Source organism: Neobacillus terrisolis (assembly GCF_051233475.1).
In the GTDB taxonomy this organism is placed as follows: Bacteria; Bacillota; Bacilli; order Bacillales; family Cytobacillaceae; genus Bacillus_BU.
Genome location: NZ_JBKFGH010000008.1, coordinates 260510 through 280630, shown reverse-complemented (window position 1 = coordinate 280630; position 20121 = coordinate 260510). Strand labels below are relative to the sequence as shown.

Below are 20121 nucleotides of genomic sequence, written 5' to 3'. Positions count from 1 at the left end.
CTCAAAGGTGTAGACATGGAAATAAAGACAAAACAAAAAATGAAACATAACTTTCTATTTAACAAAAATGAAATGCTGGTTGATAAGGTAATTTTTTTTGGATTATTGGTTGCGCTATTGCTAGTCCCTTTAATACTAAGGGGGAGTTTTATAGATTTTATTAGTCCTTCTTTTACAGCAATACCCAGTTATTCTACAGGTGAAAAATTTGAAATATTCTCCTATAATAAATATTTATTATTAATCTTCATAACAATTATTCTTTCACTCATTTTTATTATTAAAGTTTTTGTTTTCAATTATAGTATTAAAAAGAGTAGTGTTAATTTATTAATTGGTTTATTTATTGTGGTTGTTCTATTATCTTCCATGTTTGCTACCCATAAATTTTTGGTTTTAAGAGGAATTTTTGACAGAAATGAAGGAACCATTACATACTTATGTTATGCGATTCTTTTTTTCATAGCTTCAAATATTAAGATACCGAAAAGTTATTTAAAATGGACTTTATACATCCTAATCCCCTTTACGATAGTAAACAGTATAATAGGATTACTAAATTTTTATGGTACTAATTTACTTAAAAATAAAGTGGTTTTACATATGATTATTGGGAATCTAGGCGATGAGTTTGCTTTTTCAGAAGGTTCATACTTAATGGGGACTCTTGATCAAGGGAACTATTTAAGCGGTGTTTCAGCAATGTTATTTATTACTTTTTTTATTTTAGCTACTTTATGTAAAAATCTTAAGCTAAAAATAATTAATATTATTTTATTATTTTTGTCTTTTTCCATTCTACTGGCATCGCTATCAAACAGCGGATTTTTTACAATATTACTATTAGTCCCTCTTTTTTTAGTGCTTATATTTTTTAATAAAAAATATAAGGAACTATTATTAGGATTTTCGTTAGTTCTTAGTCTAACGATAGTTTTTATCCCAATGAATAATCATAATGAAAAAGTGTGGAATGAAACTTTTGGAAATTATCAAAGTTTAAATCCTTTTTTTAACCAGAATAGCGATATTAAAGCAAAAGAGAAATCTTCAGAACCTAGTACAGATCAGAATAAAGCTGGTTCTAATGTTATATCTCCAAAGCGGCAAGTGGAAAATTTTATTCCTCAATTACCAGAAGCAGGTATATCCTGGGGTTCAGGTCGAGGATATCTTTGGAAAACAACCCTTCCGCTTATATATGAAAGACCAATCTTAGGTTACGGTTTGGACACATATACTTATCACTTTCCGCAAAACGATATAAACATGATTAGCGGGGTAGGTACAATAGCTGTAGCAACTAAGCCACATTCATTGTATCTCGATTTAGCATTTGGAACAGGAGTACTTGGACTATTAATATTTTTAATCATGGTAGTTATTCCTTTGTGGAAAAGTGTCAAATGGATTGTATTAAATAAAAATCTAAATGAAGACTCAGAAATCGTAGCCATAACCTTTATTTTGTTTGCCTACTTAATTCAAGGAATAGTAAATGACTCGATTATTGGCGTTTCGGTTATTTTTTATATTTTGTTAGGTATTCTTACTTCTGAGCTATATAATAAAGAGGAGAAGGTAGCTTAATTTATTATTGACAACTTCCACGTCATCCAGTAAATTAGTATTAATATCATATTTCCTTATTAAAGGGGAGTAGCTGGACAATAAAGTCGTCATTCCGAGAACGTGTTTCTCCGGCTTTATTGGCAACGTGACGTTGTTAGCGAGACCTTTACTTTCAACGGTAAAGGTCTTTTTATTTTGTTTTTTAGGCCTTTACCATTCCGGTAGAGGCCTTTTTGTTGCCGCTGGGGATATGACTTTAAAAATTATTTTTTAAAGGAGGATCATCTCATGGATGTATCATTATTATTGGAATACGGCTGGGTGTTGCTTGTCCTGGTTGTGCTGGAAGGTCTACTCGCAGCGGATAATGCTTTAGTGTTGGCGATTATGGTAAAACATTTGCCGTTAGAGGAACGAAAAAAGGCTTTATTTTACGGGCTAGCAGGGGCGTTTATTTTCCGTTTCGGATCATTGTTTGTCATTTCTTATCTCGTTGATGTATGGCAGCTGCAGGCGGTCGGCGCCCTTTATCTTCTGTTTATGGCAGGGAATCATATTTTTCGTAAATTGGTTAAATCAAAATCGTCTGAAGGTAACGAAGAAAACGTGGAACCAACCAAGAAGGGTTCAAGCTTCTGGACAACGGTGTTAAAGGTTGAAGTGGCGGATATCGCCTTTGCGGTCGACTCAATCCTCGCTGCGGTTGCTCTGGCAGTGATGCTTCCGGACACTCCGCTTCCGAATATTGGCGGACTTGATGGCGGTAAGTTCTTAGTTATCTTTGCTGGCGGAATGCTTGGGTTAATCATAATGCGTTTTGCAGCCAACCTGTTTGTTGACCTTTTACACAAGCGGCCTGGTCTTGAGATCGCAGCGTTTATGATTGTTGGCTGGGTTGGTGTGAAGCTTGCTGTTTACACTCTTTCACATCCGGCACTTGGTGTCTTGAGCGAGGAGTTCTCGCACTCAACACTTTGGAAGGCTAGCTTCTATGTTGTCCTAGTTGGCATTGCTTTGGGCGGCTGGTTTCTTTCAAAAGAAAAACCGGAAGCAGAGGTTGTTGCGAATGAAGATGGTAAAACAGAGGTAATTTAAAACAAAATGAAACTTTTTGTTAAGATAAATCGTAAGTGTATAATTAGATTTTAACTGTGTTTTATAAACCGGTATGGGGAGGGAGATTGATCTGTTTTCTCCCCTTGCCCGGTCATCATATTTATTAATTTAGGAGGAATTCAACGTGTTTTTTCATCCGATGGACTTTTTGATTTTTATCGCATTTGGAATTTCAATTTGGGCACAATTTCGAGTAAAAGGTACGTTTAATAAATGGGTGAATGTTCCTTCTAGAACAGGCCGGACTGGTGCAGAGGTGGCACGGACGTTGCTTGACCAAAATGGATTGTCGCACATTCCAATCCAGGTCGTTCGCGGCACGCTTTCCGACCACTATGACCCGATTCATAAAGTAGTTCGCCTGTCTGAAGCTGTTTATTACGGAAGTTCTATTTCGTCTATCTCAGTAGCTTCACACGAAATTGGACATGCTATTCAGCATAAGCAAGGCTATGCAGCGTTAATGTTGAGACACCGGATGTTCCCAGTTGTAAATATTGCCTCTGGGATTGCTCCTTTCCTTTTAATTGGAGGATTTTTGTTCCAGGCCTTCTCACTTATCGGCTTAGGGATTCTATTCTTTTCAGTCGCGGTTGCCTTCCAGCTCATTACATTGCCGGTTGAGTTTAACGCAAGCTCCAGAGCTAGAAACCTGATGGTTGCTGAAGGTATTCTATACAATGACGAAGAACATGGTGTCAAAAAGGTTCTTAATGCCGCAGCATTAACGTATGTGGCTGCTGCGTTAATTTCATTACTTGAGCTTTTGAAATATGTAATGATTTTCATGCAAGGTGACGAAGACTAATTTTCTTTTTACATCTAGGAGGTGTACGCCTTACTCAGTAAGGCAATTCATTGATATTAATTAACCTTGTTTTAGTTGCGATTTTAATCGCCTTTACCGCCTTTTTCGTGGCGACGGAGTTTGCCATTGTAAAAGTAAGAAGTTCACGGATTGACCAATTGATTGCCGAGGGTAAAAAAGGGGCGATTTCCGCAAAAAAAGTAATCACCCATCTTGATGAGTATTTATCAGCGTGCCAGCTCGGAATTACCGTCACTGCGTTAGGGCTAGGTTGGCTGGGTGAACCGACGGTTGAGGATATCCTGCATCCGTTATTTGAAAGAATGGCTATTAATGATTCAGTAGCCAGCATTTTATCGTTTGCGATTGCCTTTGGCTCTGTGACCTTCTTACACGTCGTTATTGGTGAGCTAGCTCCAAAAACGGTGGCGATTCAAAAAGCAGAAGCCGTTACGCTTCTGTTTGCTCGCCCGATTATTTTGTTTTATAAAATCATGTATCCTTTCATTTGGGTGTTGAATGGCTCAGCACGGCTGTTTGTCGGTCTGTTTGGGTTAAAGCCTGCTTCTGAGCATGAATTAGCCCACTCAGAAGAGGAGCTGCGTATCCTGCTCTCTGAGAGCTATAAGGGCGGAGAAATCAATAAAGCAGAATTGAATTACGTGAACAAAATTTTCGAATTTGACGAGCGGATTGCCAAAGAAATCATGGTGCCGCGTACCGAAATTGTCAGCTTTGATATTAAAGATGACCTGACTTCGATCATGGATGTGGTCCGTAACGAGAAATATACGCGCTACCCCGTTATCGACGGCGACAAGGATAACATTCTTGGGATGGTCAACATTAAGGAACTACTGACTTTAAATCTCACTCGTAAGGATTTCCGCAACGAAATCGAGTTAAGTAAATTAGTAAAACCGGTTATTCGCGTTATTGAAACGATTCCGATTCACGACCTCTTGGTTAAAATGCAAAAGGAACGGATTCACATGGCGATCCTATTGGATGAGTACGGAGGCACATCTGGACTTGTCACGGTTGAGGATATTCTCGAGGAAATCGTCGGTGAAATCCGCGACGAATTTGATGCCGATGAAGTGGCTGAGGTTCGTAAACAAGGTGCTGACCACTATATTTTCAGTTCACGGGTTTTGGTCGATGAAGTCAACGATACGTTAGGCATTGATCTTTCTGATGAGGAAGTGGACACGATTGGCGGCTGGTTCTTAACGCGCAACATCGACGCCAAGCTCGGTGATGAAATCGAAGCAGAAGGTTATGTTTTTAAAATCAAAGAAATTGAAGGTCATCATATTTTGTTTTTAGAAGTAAGGAAGAAATAATTGATCGGCGGATTTTAAGTCGAAGACCATAAATGTAGAAGCAGCTCTAAATTAGAGCTGCTTTTTGCGTTGTTAAAATGTTTTATTTGTCGAGTTTGCAATCTTATTTGCAAAAATCAGTGTTTTATTTGCTGATTTAACAATCTAATTTGCCGATGCCATATTTTTGTCAATTTTATCACGAGTTTTACAAAGAAGTGCAGCCAATTAAAAGTCATCACCTCTATTTTGCATTCATAATCCTCTTCCAATCTCCACACCCTAAACATAGGCTTTATCTCTCTACTATGGTAGCACGCTGTCATTTACGAAGATTTTTCGACATGTTATACTCACATATAATTTCTTAAAAATTGTAACAACATAGAACTTGGATGAGGAGAATTGGAATGAAAAGAAAGCAAGTCCGATACGGAGAACATTCTCCACTAGGGAGAATGTTTGAATACATACTCGTAATTGTGGGCTCGGCACTTGTGGCGATTGCTTTTAATGTTTTTTTGCTGCCAAACAGAATAGCTTCAGGCGGCGTGAGCGGAATAAGTACGATTTTATACTCAGTAGCAGGCTGGGAGCCGGCTTATGTGCAATGGTCGTTGAATATCCCGCTGTTTATCGCCGGAGTAATTTTACTGGGACGGCAGTTTGGGGCGAAGACGCTTGTTGGAACGATCTTTGTGCCATTGATTGTTTTTTTAACGAAGGATTGGGCACCGTGGACGAATGATCAGCTCTTGGCATCATTGTTTGGCGGGATTTGTGTTGGACTCGGGATTGGTATTGTTTTTCGCGGCAGAGCGTCAACAGGTGGGACGGATTTGGCTGCGCAAATTATCCATAAATATAGCGGGTTGTCGTTAGGGACATGTGTCGCATTGATTGACGGTTTAATTGTGCTGTCGGCTGCGATTGCTTTTAATATCGAAAGCGGCTTGTATGCGTTGCTCAGCCTGTATGCGACTAGTAAAACGATTGATTTGGTTCAGGTTGGCTTCGGATTGTCGAAAATGGCGATGATTATTACAGAGAATGAGCTGGAGGTTCGTGAAGCGATTTTAAACAAGATGGACCGTGGTGTGACAAAACTCGTTGCGCAAGGTGGGTATACTGATTCCGAACGTCCGGTCATCATGTGTGTGTTTAATCACACGGAATTCACAAAATTGAAACAATTAGTGAAAAGTATTGATCCATCAGCGTTTGTCGTGGTTATGGAAGCGGCTGAGGTGTTGGGAGAAGGTTTCAAGAAGTCTTAAAAGGTTTCAAACTGTCATAAAATTGTTATAATATATTCGAAAATGTAATCATTGACAATTTTCGAGGGGGATTTTGGTAATGAAAAAGAAAATGCTCGGAATTTTAGCGGGAACTACACTTGTATTTACATTAGCTGCCTGTGGCGGCGGAGACAGCGCCAAGGATACAGCTGGAAGCGCTGTTGATCCTGAAAAGCTTTATTCTCAAAAATGTTCTAGCTGTCACGCAACTGACCTAAAAGGTGGAGTGGGTCCTGATCTTACTCAAGTAGGTTCAAGACTATCTAAAGATGAAATTGAAAAGGTTATTGTAGACGGTAGAAATGCAATGCCAAAAGGTCAATTAACTGGAGCTGACGCAACAGCCGTTGCTGGCTGGTTAGCTGAGAAAAAATAAGTAGAATAGAAGAAAACGTTCCGGGTGTTGACACCGGAACGTTTTTTTGCGCTCGTTTTTAGCGACTTTTGTAGGATTTTGTAGAATGATGTCTGCAGTTGGAATGTCGTTTTGAGAAAATATTCATAGAATTACATATGCCAATTGTCCCAATGCAGGTGAAATATGGTTTTTTTATGTCAATATGATACGAAAATGTAATATTTTTTATCGTCAATTCTACATTCTATGATGTTATAATAATAATTGTTGTCAGACATTTAACTATTTTGTTGATTAATGTTTGTATGGTTTTTGAATGAGGAAATATAAATTTTTGTCGAAAAAGCACTTTTTTTATAATATAAAGAAGGCTCCAATGACATACTTTGACTAAAGGTGATATAGATGATTGAAATGCAGGATGTATACAAAAAATATCCAAACGGTGTGAGCGCTGTTAATGGGATTAGTGTCCAAATTAAACAGGGTGAGTTTGTCTATGTCGTCGGTCCAAGTGGTGCGGGGAAATCTACTTTCATTAAGATGATGTACCGTGAGGAAAAACCAACTAAAGGCGACATTATGATTAACGGTGTGAACCTATCCAAAATTAAAAATAGTAAAGTTCCGCTATTGCGTAGAAATATAGGGGTTGTTTTCCAAGACTTTAAATTGTTACCGTCTTTAACTGTGTATGAGAACGTGGCCTATGCTTTAGAGGTTATCGAGGAGTCACCAAAGTACATTAAGAAGCAGGTTATGGAAACCTTAGAACTCGTTAATTTGAGGCATAAAGCTAGAATGCTGCCGACAGAGTTATCGGGTGGGGAACAGCAGCGTGTTTCAATTGCGCGTTCGATTGTAAATGCTCCGAAGGTAGTAATTGCCGACGAGCCAACAGGAAATTTAGATCCGGACACTTCGTGGGAAATTATGAACATCTTTGATGAAATTAACACGAGAGGAACAACGGTTGTCATGGCAACACATAACCGCGAAATCGTTAACACGATTAAAAAACGGGTAATTGCCATTGAATCCGGAAAAATTGTCCGTGATGAGCAGAAGGGTGAATATGGCTATGAAAATTAGAACAATTCGCCGTCATATAAGAGAAAGCTTGAAAAGTATTGCCCGGAACGGCTGGATGACGTTCGCGTCGGTCAGCGCCGTGACGGTTACGCTTTTACTTGTCGGTGTATTTTTCGTGATTATGATGAACCTCAATAATGTGGCGAAATCGATTGAAGAGGACGTGGAAATCCGTGTCCATATCGATCTTGCTGCTAATAAAGAAGATCAACAGCTGTTACGGGCTAAAATCGAACAGATTCCCGAAGTGAAAACGGTCAAGTTTTCGTCGAAGGAAAATGAGCTGAAAGGCATTATCGAGAGTCTTGGCGAAGAGGGCGAAGCCTTCAAGCTATTTGAACAAGACAACCCGTTAAACGATGTATTTATCGTAAAAACGAAAAATCCAGTTGATACGATGAAAACGGCTCAAAAGATTGAGAAGTTTGAATATGCAGCCAAGGTTAAGTATGGGCAAGGTGAAGTGGAAAAGCTGTTTAGCTTCACTGAGGTGAGCCGAAATGTCGGGATTGCCTTAATTGCAGGCTTGTTGTTTACTGCGATCTTCCTTATTTCAAATACGATTAAAATTACGATTGTGGCGAGACGTAGAGAAATTGAAATTATGAGACTAGTTGGGGCGACCAATGCCTTTATCCGTTGGCCATTTTTCTTAGAGGGACTTTGGTTAGGTATTCTTGGATCTCTTCTCCCAATTGTAGCCGTTGGAACAGCTTATTATTATACGTATGATTACCTCCAGCCAAAGCTAGCGGATCACTTTATCAAAATACTGGAGTTTAATCCGTTTATGTTCCAGGTTTCCGGTTTGCTTTTAGTAATGGGGGCTTTAATTGGAGTTTGGGGAAGCTTAATGTCGGTTAGGAAGTTTTTGAAGGTATAATAAGTTATTGTTAGACCAGTATTGAATTATTTTTTAAAAAATTAATGCTTGGAGGCCTCACAAAAGGTCTCCAAGGCATTCGTTTTGGTCGATATATAGATACATAGATTGAGTGGAGAGGAGGATTAAGAGTATGAAACGTTCAATATACACACTATCAATCGCAGCAACATTAGCATTAGCCAGCTTTGTCCCAGGGGTAGGTGTTGAGATAGCGACTGCTTCGAAACTATCGGATTTAAATAGTCAGAAAGACCAAATAAATCGAGAAAAGTCCGGCGTAAACTCTGAGATTAACTCTGCAGATAACGAGATTACTAATGTTCAAAATGAGCAGTCAGCTTTACAAAGCGAAATGAAGCGGATTGATTATGCAATCGGCGACACGAATGTGAAAATGACCCAAAAAGAACAAGAGATTGAAGGAAAAAAGGCAGAAATTCAGCAGCTCCAAGCAGAAGTGCAGCAAATTTCTGAACGCATAAATAAGCGAAATGAATTGTTAAAGGATCGGGCACGTTCTTTCCAAGAGAATGGGGGGCGCGCGACTTATCTTGATGTCCTAATGGGAGCACAAAGCTTTGGGGACTTTATCGATCGTGTGGGCGCATTGGCAACGATCCTTGAAGCAGACCAAGATATCCTCCGCCAGCATAAGCAGGACAAGCAGTTACTTGAAGAAAAGCAAAATCAAGTGGAGACAGACTTAGCTTCTTTAGAAAAAATGCTTCAAGAGCTAGAGGCATTGAGTCAGCAATTGGCTGTTCAAAGAACTGAAAAAGATCAAGTTATGTCTTCCCTTGAAGAAGAAGAGGAACATTTGTTAGCCGAAAAGCTTGAATTAGAAGAGCAGGCGGCAATTCTAGCAGCTCAGCAATCAGCCATTCAACGGGCTATTAAATTGGAAGAACAGCGTATTGCAGCTGAAGCAGCGGCTGCGGCTGCGGCTCAAAATGGCGGCAGCAGCGGTGGAGGTTCTGGAGGCGGTGGTTCGGCACCTGCGGTTTCGAGCGGATATTGGACAAGACCTGCTTCAGGTACTCTTACTTCTGGTTTAGGAATGCGCTGGGGTGAATACCATGCTGGAATTGATATTGCGAATCGAGTATCCGTTCCAATTCTAGCAGCAGCGGATGGTGTCGTAATCCGTTCTTATTATTCAAACAGCTATGGTAACTGTATTTTTGTTTCTCATTATTATAATGGGCAAGTTTATACAACTGTCTATGCACACATGAGCAGCCGCTCTGTCGGAGAAGGTGCGGTTGTGAAAAAGGGCCAAACGATCGGGTATATGGGTAACACCGGTTACTCTACCGGCCAGCATCTACACTTCGAATTGCACGTAGGTGAGTGGAACGCCCAAAAATCAAACGCAGTCAATCCATTAAACTACATTCCAATGTAATTAGTAATATAGTAAATAGTAAGAAGCGAAGGGACACCATTTAAGTGGTGTCCCTTCTTTGCTGCTGTAAAGCGCCGGGGGACAGTCCCCCGATGCTTTAACGCGGCAGTGATGCGGGGGACAGTCCCCCAGCGCTTTAATGTGGTACTGTGCGGTCATAACTTGTCCGCTGTTTTCATATATATGTATGGACATGGACATCGCACCTTTCGTGTGGTGTCTTTTTTGAAATCCATATATGAAGTCGGTTCGGTGCAATTATGCGGATCAGCCGATTTTTTGTGATGAGAACAGGAGGATGGATGGGGATGAACCGAAAGTGGACAGCACTATTACTGGCAGGTTCGCTGTTAACGGGAGCAGGTGGGACATATGCCGGCCTGTCTTGGTGGGACAACCGAGGCACTCAGGAAACTTCGGACAAGGCACCGGGAATGCTCTCGCAAACGAAGGAAGAAGCGGATAAAATCGATGAAACGAATGAATTAAAAAAGGTTTCCCAGGCATACGAGCTCATTTTGAAACGATATATAGAGGATGTGGATGAGGAGGAACTGGTAGAAGGTGCCATTCAAGGCATGCTTTCGAAGCTTGAGGACCCTTATTCCGTCTATATGGACAAAGAAACAGCCAAGCAATTCAGCCAAACGCTCGAGTCAACATTTGAAGGCATCGGAGCAGAAGTCAGCAGTGTGGACGGGAAAATCATCATCGTATCTCCGTTTAAAGGCTCACCTGCTGAAAAAGCCGGGATTAAACCGAACGACGAAATTCTTAAAGTGGACAATGAAAGTGTCGCGGGCCTCGATTTATACGAAGCCACGCTGAAGATTCGCGGAAAAAAAGGAACGAAGGTTAAGCTTGAAATCATGCGAGAAGGGATGACCAAACCGCTTACGGTTGAAATTAAACGGGATGAGATCCCGCTTGAAACGGTCAATGCTGAATTGAAAAAGCAAAACGGCAAAAATATCGGCTATATTGAAATTACGACTTTCTCCGAAGACACCGCCGATGATTTTAAAGAAGAGCTGAAGGCGTTTGAAAAGAAGAAGATTGATGGCCTGATATTGGATGTGCGCGGAAATCCGGGCGGGCTGTTAACAAGTGTTGAGGCGATTCTGCGCGAGCTTGTCACCGACCAGAAGCCATATGTACAAATTGAGCAGCGCAACGGGGAGAAACTGCGTTATTTTTCCAATATGAAAAAGAAAAAAGATTACGAGATTGCCATTTTGATTGATAAGGGCAGTGCATCCGCTTCAGAGATCCTTGCTGGTGCTTTAAAGGAGACAGAGGGCTATCCTCTGATTGGTGAAAAAACGTTCGGAAAGGGCACCGTTCAGCAAGCTGTCCCGATGGGGGATGGCAGTAACATTAAACTGACTTTGTTTAAGTGGCTGACTCCAGATGGCAATTGGATTCATAAAAAGGGCATCGAGCCAACCGTTGAGGTTAGCCAGCCGTCCATGTATCGAACTCACCCGCTATCGATTGAAAAACCGCTGAAGAAGGATATGAACAATGAACAGGTGAAAAATGCGCAGGAGATATTAGCTGGACTGGGATTTTCTCCGGGACGGAAGGATGGCTATTTTAGTGAGGAAACGGAAACGGCTGTTAAGGCGTTCCAGCAGGTGAAGGGGCTGAAGATTACGGGTGTGATTGATGAGAAAACAGCAACGTCCATGGTTGAGTCGATTATGGCTGAGCTTCGAAAGGAGAAGAATGATTTGCAGCTGCAGACTGCGTTGAAGTATTTGAGTAAGTAGATAGATGGAGAGCTAAGTTAGGCCGAGGGTCTGAATCTCGGCGGGCTTAGCTCTTTTTTAAAATCTGGAAATGAGTGACTTTTTCCACTTGCGCCGATAAAAGTGGGAAAACCGCCGATAAAGTGCAAAAAACCGCCGATAAATTTCAAAACATCGCCGATAAATCACCGGAAACCGCCGATAAACCACATACAGACCCCAAAATCCAACTCCTAAAACAAAAAAACGCTAACCATCACTCATCACAACAACAAAACCTATCAAAATACAAAAATATATCGCCAAAATTCGCGAAATTCAGCACCGAAAAAACCAATTAAAACGCGAACCGCCAGCGACCACCACCCAAATCTTGTCTTTAAATTGAAAAAACTAGTAATAGGTTTTATGCTTGATTTTTGTTAGAATATATAGTAATAGATTTCGGTTTTATACACACGCAGGGGCAGGTGGCATTTAAGTGGCACAAGATTGGCTATTGGAATTTCTAATCGGGACGGGAAAGATGTTCCTTCATCCGGTGTTTTACTTGTTATTTTTCTTAGCTGCATATTTGGGAGTTAGTCGAGTTAAGCGCGAGCGCAAGAACTTTACTGTCCGGGTCGAGAACGCATACTTTGAGCTGCGCCAACTGCTGCCAAATGGGTTGGTTGTCGGGCTCCTACTATCGCTGATCATCGTGGCGGTCGGAGTGGTTATTCCGTTTGAGGCAGTGGTCCTGACGGCAGCTATTACAATATTACTGGGTTTCACAACCAAAACCCGCCTGATATCACCAGTTTATACAGTGGGCATAGCTTTACTGCTATTAATGGCAATCGAGTGGCAACAAATGCCGCTTCCGTATTTTGAAACAATCCAACTGAATGATCTGGCCTACCCAGCTATCGCCATTCTACTTGGACTACTGATTATAGCTGAGGGAATCCTCATACTATGGAACGGAAAAAAAGGGACGTCACCAAAATTAATTTACGGCAAGCGTGGCGCAAGGGTGGGAGTTCACGAAGTAAAACGAGCGTGGCTGCTGCCGGTGTTTCTGCTTATTCCTGATGATGCACTCCAGCTTCCATTCTCATGGTGGCCGACATTCGCCCTGGGTGGGGAGACGTATTCTCTCCTGTTAGTTCCGTTTGCGGTCGGCATGTATCAACAAATTCAAGCCATGCTCCCGATCAAGGCTATCCGTGCGCATGGGAAGCGGGTCATCACTCTTGGAGTAGTGACAACACTGCTCGCTGCCGGCACGTATTTTTTACCGATAGCCGCGGTTGGGCTTCCTGTACTAGCCATTATGATTCGGGAAGTCATTACATGGAGCCAGCGAATTGGTGAAAGAAATTTACCGTTTTATTTTTCAAAACAAAATCATGGTTTGATGATTCTCGGGATCCTATTAAACTCTCCTGCTAGCAAAATGGGGCTGAAGGTTGGGGAAGTGATTTCGAAGGTGAATGGACAATTGGTCCGTGATGAGAGCGGTTTTTATGAAGCGCTCCAGCGGAACCGGGCGCATTGTAAGCTTGAGGTGCTCGATGTAAATGGTGAAGTTCGCTTCGTCCAGCGTGCATTGTATGAAGGAGATCATCACGAGCTTGGCATCCTTTTTGTTTTGGATGAGAAAAAGAAAAGCAGCCAAGCAGCTATTTAATTTTGCACAATATGAAATCGACTTGCATATATTATAGATACTTACTTCCAAAGAACAATGGGAACTTAGTTTTCCTATTGTTCTTTTTTGTTTACAATAAAAAAGACCATTACGGCCCCATGTTGATCTCCAATTCGATCGCTTCATTTAATATTTCCTCATTCACTCCAACGACGTCACTCGTGGCAATCTCTATTTTATCAACGTTAGCATCATTATTTTTAATAAAACAAAGCTGTCCTGTTTTGGTCTCGCCACCTTCAATTAGTCCGGTCATCCCGGCATCACCGAACAGGTCCTTCAAGCTAATGCTCTCGTTGCCAATTTGTATTGTCTCAATCGGATTAAACTGAACAGTCTTTGGGTTTTCGTTCACGATTTCAATGTCTATTTTGATAAAATCAAACTCTTTTGCCGTAGTATAAGAATTGAAAAAATCTCTTTCACTTACATTTGGAATAAAGTGCATGACCTTTACTTCATTAATGATGAGCGCAACACCACCAAGGTGATAGGCATCATATACCGGTTTTCGAGCTAATAATGTTAGTTCGCCTTGGTGGCCCCTAACAGTTTGACCGGGTCCGGTTAATGAGTGATCATCGGGTATGTGATTATTAGGGATGTTCACCGGACTTACCTGTGCCGCTTGCACGCGTTCAGTCATTTGGGTACCACGACCATGGTTGCCCACATGTAAAAAACTCACGATTACAGCAGTCAATACTAAAAAGAAGTATAAGTGTTTCAACGCTTAACCCCCTAAAGTTGGCTTTTACAATGTTAACGATACAATGTGATTATTAATTTGCTTTATGAAAAAGATAAAGTTTTCGTAAAACATAAAAAAACCCTTCAAGGTAGTTGTGAGTCAGGGGGGTACTCTGAGTCACAACTCCTTAAGGGGTTTATTACTTTAGGTCGTCTTTGGTGCTAAATTGTCGCGATTTTTGAAGAATGTTCTGCGAATAAATGGAATGACCCAGCGGTCTAAGCCGTATCGTCCAGCGTTATAACCGGAGTATAGGATAAGTGAACCTAAGAAAATATCGGTTGGATTATGAGATACTGTTCCGGCTAGGAAAAAGGAGAAGTTCATGACTAAGCCGAAGAACGCTGCTGCTGTTGTGAAGCAGCCTAGAATCAATCCTAGTCCGACTAAAAACTCACCAATTGGGATAAGGGCGTTGAACAAACCGGCATTTGGGATTGCGAAATTTTCCAGGAAATTAACATACCAGCCATAGACTAAGCTGCCATCCGGACCTTTTACAGGGTTTGCAACAGCATGTTGTAAATATCCTGTAGCGTCAAAGCCTTCACCAGAGAGTTTTCCCCATCCTGCTGTTAACCAAGAATAACCTAGAAATATACGAATAACTGCTAAAATTGCTGCGGCAATACTATTTTCTCTTAAAAAACTTACCATGATATTCCCTTCCTTTCGATATGTTTGAGTTAACTATATCAAATGCAACGCACAGATAGTAAAAACTATAAACAAGTTCACAATGTGTTTAAAACATATTGAAAATTTTGTGAAATGTGCCACATCCAACCACCAAAGCTACTTATAACCAATTCCTTTTGTTTATAGTCCTACTTCTTTCATAATATTTGGTTTTATGCTGTTTTTTATGCAAAACTTGCGAAAAAATAAAACAGGCAGAGAGGACTTACCGAACTTAATTCACGACTTCCTCGCGATTTGGAGGCGGCCAATCCTTTACCCCGTCATCTTCAAGGATTCCAATCGTTACATCAGAAATATCGGGATCACTCATCAACATATCCCTTATTCGAAATTTGATATCATCGGCAACCGCCAATGAAAGGCCCGGACGCAATTCAACATAGCTGTCCACATGGTAATAGCGGCCTTCCTGGGTAATGCGAATTTTATTAATGTCGGTAACATCAGGGTCATTAAAAATCATCTTAACGACCTTTTCTTCAATATCCTTTGGTGCAGCCACTCCAATTAAGCCGACCATATTGTCAAATCCGACCCGAAATCCTACACCAAACATTAACAGCCCAATTAACATCGTCGTCAGCCCGTCGAGAGCATCAAAATTTGTCAAAGCAGTAACGACGACAGCAAAAAGAGCGAGCAATGCCCCGGTAACGGCTACTAAATCTTCGTAAAACACCAAACGTGTTGCCGGTGCGGCCCGGCCAACATTTTTAAAGGCTCCTAATGTGATCCCTTGTCCTTTTGCTGCACTATTCGTTTCCACAATGATTTCCTTCATTGCTTTTATTAAAATTGCCCCGTCAATTGACAAATTAATGAGGAGGACGGCGATGTTTAACCAAAGACCGCCTTTGACATTCGCAGGGTGCTGTAAAAGATGCCAGCCCTCTTTAACGGTTTCGTAGGCCATAATCGTTACAACAATGACGGCAATCATGCAAAATATGTTGATGACGCGCCCGAACCCGGTCGGGAAGCGACTTGTCGGTTTCTTCTCAGATAAAATGCTTCCGATAAACACAAAGCCTTGATTGACTGTATCTGCAAGCGAGTGCATTGCTGATGCAAACATTGCCCCGCTTCCGCTCATCGAAGCGGCGATCCCTTTCGTCGCGGCGATTACCGCATTTCCAGCCATCGCGACTGCGGAGGATTTATTCCCTCTTTTTATCAAAGCTAAGAAATTGTCTCGTTCAGCAGTATGTTCCACGAATATTTCCTCCAAAAAATGAGTTTACGTTAGTATCCCTTTTTGCTTATTGAAATATGAAGTTTTTTGAAAAACCCAAGTTGGACTTTTTTTATAAAAAATAAAGCCCGAGGACTTTTTTGAATAAAGTCCTCGGGCTTTTATTAGGGGTTAAGTACCGGCGGCATGGTATTAATCGATTACCTTATCCTTGTCTGCACCTTCTGTTAAACAATGGTCAGGTTCTGCAGATCCCGGAGTAGTTAGCTCATAAGGAGCCCCAGTTTCTGTAGTGGTCCCTTGCATTTCACAGGTCATTCCTGATGGATCGTCAGTTTTCACGCCCATAAATTCTTTACAGCGATCAACCATTTGCTGGACGTTACTTTCGATTGAAGTTCTTTGCTCAACATCAAGCGTGTTAGCTAAAACGGCTCCGCCCATTCCAAAAAGAGTGGATCCTAATAATATCGATAAAATGATTTTTTTCATTGGAATTCACCTCCACAAGTTTATTATAGTGGAGGTGTTCGTGTCGGAAACGAAACAGTTATTACGACATTTTGAACGAAACTCGGGTTTTGGGGCAAACTTCGTACTCTTGGGAGGACTCTCTCCGTGGGAAATGGAATATGAATATGGTACACTTGTGAAGTAATTTTTCCCAATACATAAGCATAGTTTTATTTTTAAACTACTAAAAACACATACGCAGGAGGCACACTATACAATGGCAATATTAGTTACGGGCGGTGCCGGTTATATCGGCAGTCATACCGTCGTTGAGTTATTAAATCATGGCGAAGAAGTCATTATTATTGATAATCTGCAAACGGGTCACGAAAAGGCAATTATCGGCGGAACATTCTATCATGGAGATCTGCATGATCGCGAGTTTCTTAATAAAGTTTTCAGCAATCATGAAATTGAAGCGGTCATTCACTTCGCTGCGAGCTCACTTGTTGGTGAAAGTGTCCAAAATCCGCTCAAATATTACGAAAATAACTTAATTGCATCCCATACACTTGTTTCGGCGATGATCGATCACAACATCAAGAAGATCGTGTTTTCCTCAACGGCGGCAACGTATGGTGAACCTAAACAAATTCCGATTCAGGAACAGGACCTTACCATTCCAACTAACCCATATGGGGAAACGAAGTTGGCGATGGAGAAAATGTTCCGTTGGAGTGACGGGGCATATGGACTGAAGTCGATCTCACTTCGCTACTTTAATGCAGCCGGTGCTCATCCGGATGGAATGATCGGGGAGGACCATGATCCGGAAACCCACCTCATTCCGATTATTCTTCAGGTGGCTCTAGAGCAACGTGAAGCGATTAGCATCTTTGGCGATGATTATCCAACAGAAGATGGTACGTGTATCCGCGACTATATTCATGTCATGGACCTAGCGAACGCACATTGGCTTGCCCTCGAGCATTTGCGCAATCATGAAACGAGCGATGTGTTCAATCTTGGTAATGGTAAAGGGTTCTCAGTGAAAGAGGTTATTGAAACCGCGAGGAAGGTAACAGGCCGCAGCATTCCGGAGGTGGTCAGCCCAAGACGCGCCGGCGATCCTGCCGTGTTGATTGCTACTTCTGAAAAAGCACAGACGGTTCTCGGCTGGAAACCAAAGTATAACGAACTTGAAACGATTATCGAAACGGCATGGAATTGGCATAAGGCCAATCCACGCGGGTATGGAGACAAGTAAAAATAATAAAACCGGTCTAGTCAAAAAGTGGCAAAACCGGTTTCTGTTTTTCCCCTAACAGATTGCAACAAACCGTTCACAAATTACATAAAAATAACACTTGCGTAAACCATATACTTAAGTGGAATAACACCTGAGGAGGAAAAAGATGCGGAAACATATTTTACTTTGTTTGCTGCTAATGGTTGGCTTGATTATGACCGGATGTGGTAATGATGGTCCTATTGCACTTCCAGATGAGGATGGAAAAAATGTATCATTTGAAAATATGGACAAGCCAGCATTAGTGTTTTTCTTTACCGGAAACACCTGAGACTACTGCAAATCGCAGCTGGTCGAGCTGCAAAACAAAAAGGAACTGTTTAGTCAATTTCCTGGTAATATTTATGCTGTAAGTGTAGCGACTGTGGATGATCACAAGGAATTGAAGGATGAACTTGGTCTGGATTACCCACTTATTTCAGATGAAGATTTAGTGTTAATCAGAAAAGCAGAAATGGTGGACAAGAGTGCACCTAAGTCCTTGCGCGGCTTTGCGGTTCTTGATAAAGCGGGAAATGTCCTGCACTCACAAGTTGTTGATCCATTTGGCGATGAGGCAGAAAGCATTATCTCATTTGCTGCGGAAGAAATAGCGAACCAAAAATAAGGCTTATTAAGAAAGTTGGCTTTTCACTTTATTGAAGCGAAAAGCTGGCTTTTTTTGCTTTTAAAGACAAGGCTGTGTTAAAGCTCAGTGTTGATTTTTTACACAATGTTGATTGGAGCGGAAGGCGCTTGACTCCTGTGGGAGCAGCGGGACAGTTGAGACCCCACAGGAGCTTTAGCTCCGAGGAGGCTCAACGCCCGCCCCGCGGAAAGCAAGCGCCTGAAGCGGAAATCAACAGTCACGTTTAACACAGCCAAAAACAAAAAAGCGACGTCCTCTTCAAAAAGATGATTGACAATCAAACATTGGTTTGAATAACATGGATTATAAGAAATTGAAATTATCCAATATATATTAAAGGAGTTTGAAAATATGGGGCATCACCACGGCCACTCACATGACCATGGTCACCATCATCATCACCACTCTGGAAACCAAAGAGCGTTATTTTGGTCTTTTATTCTGATTGCTGCGTTTATGATTATTGAGGTAATTGGCGGAATCGTAACCAATAGTTTAGCCCTGCTTTCAGATGCAGGGCATATGTTGAGTGACGCTGCTGCACTTGGTTTAAGCTTTTTTGCGATTAAGCTTGGTCAACGGAAAGCGACAATCAGCAAAACCTATGGCTACAAACGATTTGAGATTATTGCTGCAGCGTTAAATGGACTTACGCTGATTCTCATTTCTATCTACATTTTTATTGAGGCTTATCAACGCTTCCAGGATCCGCCTGAAGTGCAAAGCATGGGAATGCTGTCCATCTCCGTTCTCGGTCTTTTAGTGAATATCGGGGCTGCTTTTATTTTAATGAGCGGAGATAAGGATGAAAACTTAAATGTCCGCAGCGCCTTTCTTCATGTCATTGGCGATATGCTTGGGTCAGTTGGAGCGATTATCGCAGCCCTGCTCATTTATTTCTTCGAATGGGGCATCGCCGATCCAATTGCCAGTGTGATTGTCGCACTACTAATTATTGTTAGCGGTTGGCGGGTAACCAAGGATTCTTTACACATTTTAATGGAAGGGGCTCCCACAAATATCGAAGCGGAAGAAATCAAAGCAGCTTTAATGACGCTTCCAAACGTTAAAAACGTCCATGATTTACATGTGTGGTCGATTACATCGGGAATGCCGATGTTAACCTGTCATGTTTCAGTAACAGATGGAAGCTCTCATGATGCAGTCCTTCATCAAGCCCAGAAAACACTCCACGATCAATTTGGGATTGATCATTGCACGATTCAGGTTGAATATGAAGTAAACGGCTGTGCGAGTCCGCATGGCACGTGTAATTAAAATTTGTTTATTTTAAAAAAACATGCCCAAGAGGGGGAACCCGGGCATGTTTTTTTGTAGCATTTTATTAAAGTTTGTTCATCATATTTTGTTCTGTTGCTTGTCCTTCATTGCCGTGGCATGAATCGAACATTTCCTTTAATTCCTTGGTTGATAAATCAGGGTGCATTTCCTCCATATGCGGTTTCATTTGACCGAAGTTAATAATTTCTTTATCCTCTTTTCCTTCCGCAAATGCAAATGTAGCTGATCCTAATATAAAAGCTGTAAACAATGTTCCAACTATGATTTTTTTCATCTGTTACCACTCCTTCTCATTTCTTGCTTTTAGAATATAACCTAAACATGCAGATTGTATGGAGGTCCTATGAAGATGGTATGAAGTTTCATATTTATTTTTTAAAAAGAAAAATAGTTCAATATTTGTTTATTTTTTTAACCATAATAACAGAACAGGCACTGACATTTTGCAATCCACAACACTTAACTAATTGGGGAGGTATT

General features: G+C 41.2%; 19 protein-coding genes and 1 pseudogene. 15 read left to right on the top strand and 5 right to left on the bottom strand.

What is annotated here, in order from left to right; all coding sequences use genetic code 11:
* The first annotated feature begins 15 nt into the window (after positions 1 to 15).
* The 11 genes from ACI48O_RS07000 (at position 16) to ACI48O_RS06950 (ending at position 13283) form a co-directional block, all read left to right on the top strand.
* Positions 16 to 1590 carry an O-antigen ligase family protein gene (locus ACI48O_RS07000; RefSeq protein WP_435561019.1) on the top strand — a complete coding sequence of 525 codons (1575 nt, stop codon included), beginning with the start codon at positions 16 to 18 and terminating at the stop codon, positions 1588 to 1590.
* A 270-nt stretch (positions 1591 to 1860) separates the two neighbouring features.
* Positions 1861 to 2667: a TerC family protein gene (locus ACI48O_RS06995; protein WP_435561018.1), complete on the top strand. Its 807-nt coding sequence runs from the start codon at positions 1861 to 1863 to the stop codon at positions 2665 to 2667.
* A 145-nt stretch (positions 2668 to 2812) separates the two neighbouring features.
* Positions 2813 to 3496 (top strand): zinc metallopeptidase, encoded by a 684-nt coding sequence (locus ACI48O_RS06990; protein WP_435561017.1) that lies wholly within the window; start codon positions 2813 to 2815, stop codon positions 3494 to 3496.
* Between the two features lie 50 nt (positions 3497 to 3546).
* On the top strand, positions 3547 to 4842 hold the full coding sequence (locus tag ACI48O_RS06985) for a hemolysin family protein (protein ID WP_435561016.1): 1296 nt from the start codon (positions 3547 to 3549) through the stop codon (positions 4840 to 4842).
* Between the two features lie 437 nt (positions 4843 to 5279).
* Positions 5280 to 6098 carry a YitT family protein gene (locus ACI48O_RS06980; RefSeq protein WP_435561046.1) on the top strand — a complete coding sequence of 273 codons (819 nt, stop codon included), beginning with the start codon at positions 5280 to 5282 and terminating at the stop codon, positions 6096 to 6098.
* A gap of 79 nt (positions 6099 to 6177) precedes the next feature.
* Positions 6178 to 6495 (top strand): cytochrome c551, encoded by a 318-nt coding sequence (gene cccB, locus ACI48O_RS06975; RefSeq protein ID WP_435561015.1) that lies wholly within the window; start codon positions 6178 to 6180, stop codon positions 6493 to 6495.
* 387 nt (positions 6496 to 6882) lie between these two features.
* Positions 6883 to 7569 carry a cell division ATP-binding protein FtsE gene (gene ftsE / locus ACI48O_RS06970; RefSeq protein ID WP_435561014.1) on the top strand — a complete coding sequence of 229 codons (687 nt, stop codon included), beginning with the start codon at positions 6883 to 6885 and terminating at the stop codon, positions 7567 to 7569.
* Positions 7559 to 8452 carry a permease-like cell division protein FtsX gene (ftsX, locus tag ACI48O_RS06965; RefSeq protein ID WP_435561013.1) on the top strand — a complete coding sequence of 298 codons (894 nt, stop codon included), beginning with the start codon at positions 7559 to 7561 and terminating at the stop codon, positions 8450 to 8452. The genes ftsE and ftsX overlap by 11 nt, the downstream gene beginning before the upstream one ends.
* Positions 8453 to 8585: 133 nt before the next feature.
* Entirely contained in the window at positions 8586 to 9860 is a 1275-nt protein-coding gene (locus tag ACI48O_RS06960) for a murein hydrolase activator EnvC family protein (protein ID WP_435561012.1), read from the top strand.
* A 308-nt stretch (positions 9861 to 10168) separates the two neighbouring features.
* Positions 10169 to 11632: a S41 family peptidase gene (locus tag ACI48O_RS06955; RefSeq protein WP_435561011.1), complete on the top strand. Its 1464-nt coding sequence runs from the start codon at positions 10169 to 10171 to the stop codon at positions 11630 to 11632.
* Positions 11633 to 12092: 460 nt separating this feature from the next.
* A complete protein-coding gene (locus tag ACI48O_RS06950) occupies positions 12093 to 13283 on the top strand; it encodes a PDZ domain-containing protein (protein ID WP_435561010.1) in 1191 nt (396 codons plus the stop codon).
* Between the two features lie 109 nt (positions 13284 to 13392).
* Here the strand turns inward: ACI48O_RS06950 and ACI48O_RS06945 are convergent, their stop codons facing one another.
* From ACI48O_RS06945 to ACI48O_RS06930, 4 genes are all read right to left on the bottom strand, one after another.
* Positions 13393 to 14034: a hypothetical protein gene (locus ACI48O_RS06945; protein ID WP_435561009.1), complete on the bottom strand. Its 642-nt coding sequence runs from the start codon at positions 14032 to 14034 to the stop codon at positions 13393 to 13395.
* Positions 14035 to 14199: 165 nt separating this feature from the next.
* Positions 14200 to 14715, bottom strand: a complete 516-nt coding sequence (locus ACI48O_RS06940) for a DoxX family protein (RefSeq protein WP_435561045.1) — start codon at positions 14713 to 14715, stop codon at positions 14200 to 14202.
* Between the two features lie 253 nt (positions 14716 to 14968).
* Positions 14969 to 15970, bottom strand: a complete 1002-nt coding sequence (locus ACI48O_RS06935; RefSeq protein ID WP_435561008.1) for a cation diffusion facilitator family transporter — start codon at positions 15968 to 15970, stop codon at positions 14969 to 14971.
* Between the two features lie 171 nt (positions 15971 to 16141).
* Positions 16142 to 16441: a hypothetical protein gene (locus tag ACI48O_RS06930; RefSeq protein ID WP_435561007.1), complete on the bottom strand. Its 300-nt coding sequence runs from the start codon at positions 16439 to 16441 to the stop codon at positions 16142 to 16144.
* A 238-nt stretch (positions 16442 to 16679) separates the two neighbouring features.
* Between ACI48O_RS06930 and galE the strand changes: the two genes are divergently transcribed.
* The 4 genes and pseudogenes from galE to ACI48O_RS06910 all read left to right on the top strand — a co-directional run bounded on the left by galE (position 16680) and on the right by ACI48O_RS06910 (position 19617).
* Positions 16680 to 17669, top strand: a complete 990-nt coding sequence (gene galE / locus ACI48O_RS06925; protein WP_435561006.1) for a UDP-glucose 4-epimerase GalE — start codon at positions 16680 to 16682, stop codon at positions 17667 to 17669.
* Positions 17670 to 17817: 148 nt separating this feature from the next.
* Positions 17818 to 17982, top strand: a complete 165-nt coding sequence (locus ACI48O_RS06920) for a hypothetical protein (RefSeq protein WP_435561005.1) — start codon at positions 17818 to 17820, stop codon at positions 17980 to 17982.
* A gap of 15 nt (positions 17983 to 17997) precedes the next feature.
* Positions 17998 to 18318, top strand: a pseudogene (locus tag ACI48O_RS06915) (redoxin domain-containing protein); the annotation flags it as partial.
* Between the two features lie 372 nt (positions 18319 to 18690).
* On the top strand, positions 18691 to 19617 hold the full coding sequence (locus ACI48O_RS06910; RefSeq protein ID WP_435561004.1) for a cation diffusion facilitator family transporter: 927 nt from the start codon (positions 18691 to 18693) through the stop codon (positions 19615 to 19617).
* A 67-nt stretch (positions 19618 to 19684) separates the two neighbouring features.
* Here the strand turns inward: ACI48O_RS06910 and ACI48O_RS06905 are convergent, their stop codons facing one another.
* Positions 19685 to 19915, bottom strand: coding sequence for a hypothetical protein (locus ACI48O_RS06905; protein WP_435561003.1), 231 nt, complete (start codon positions 19913 to 19915; stop codon positions 19685 to 19687).
* Between the last annotated feature and the right edge of the window lie 206 nt (positions 19916 to 20121).

What these genes read in the sequence shown, in the direction of transcription:
- ACI48O_RS07000 (WP_435561019.1), top strand. Translation starts at nt 16, where the DNA reads ATGGAAATAAAGACAAAACAAAAAATGAAACATAACTTTCTATTTAAC.
- ACI48O_RS06995 (WP_435561018.1), top strand. Translation starts at nt 1,861, where the DNA reads ATGGATGTATCATTATTATTGGAATACGGCTGGGTGTTGCTTGTCCTG.
- ACI48O_RS06980 (WP_435561046.1), top strand. Translation starts at nt 5,280, where the DNA reads ATGTTTGAATACATACTCGTAATTGTGGGCTCGGCACTTGTGGCGATT.
- cccB (WP_435561015.1), top strand. Translation starts at nt 6,178, where the DNA reads ATGAAAAAGAAAATGCTCGGAATTTTAGCGGGAACTACACTTGTATTT.
- ftsE (WP_435561014.1), top strand. Translation starts at nt 6,883, where the DNA reads ATGATTGAAATGCAGGATGTATACAAAAAATATCCAAACGGTGTGAGC.
- ftsX (WP_435561013.1), top strand. Translation starts at nt 7,559, where the DNA reads ATGAAAATTAGAACAATTCGCCGTCATATAAGAGAAAGCTTGAAAAGT.
- ACI48O_RS06960 (WP_435561012.1), top strand. Translation starts at nt 8,586, where the DNA reads ATGAAACGTTCAATATACACACTATCAATCGCAGCAACATTAGCATTA.
- ACI48O_RS06955 (WP_435561011.1), top strand. Translation starts at nt 10,169, where the DNA reads ATGAACCGAAAGTGGACAGCACTATTACTGGCAGGTTCGCTGTTAACG.
- ACI48O_RS06930 (WP_435561007.1), bottom strand. Translation starts at nt 16,441, where the DNA reads ATGAAAAAAATCATTTTATCGATATTATTAGGATCCACTCTTTTTGGA.
- galE (WP_435561006.1), top strand. Translation starts at nt 16,680, where the DNA reads ATGGCAATATTAGTTACGGGCGGTGCCGGTTATATCGGCAGTCATACC.
- ACI48O_RS06920 (WP_435561005.1), top strand. Translation starts at nt 17,818, where the DNA reads ATGCGGAAACATATTTTACTTTGTTTGCTGCTAATGGTTGGCTTGATT.
- ACI48O_RS06910 (WP_435561004.1), top strand. Translation starts at nt 18,691, where the DNA reads ATGGGGCATCACCACGGCCACTCACATGACCATGGTCACCATCATCAT.
- ACI48O_RS06905 (WP_435561003.1), bottom strand. Translation starts at nt 19,915, where the DNA reads ATGAAAAAAATCATAGTTGGAACATTGTTTACAGCTTTTATATTAGGA.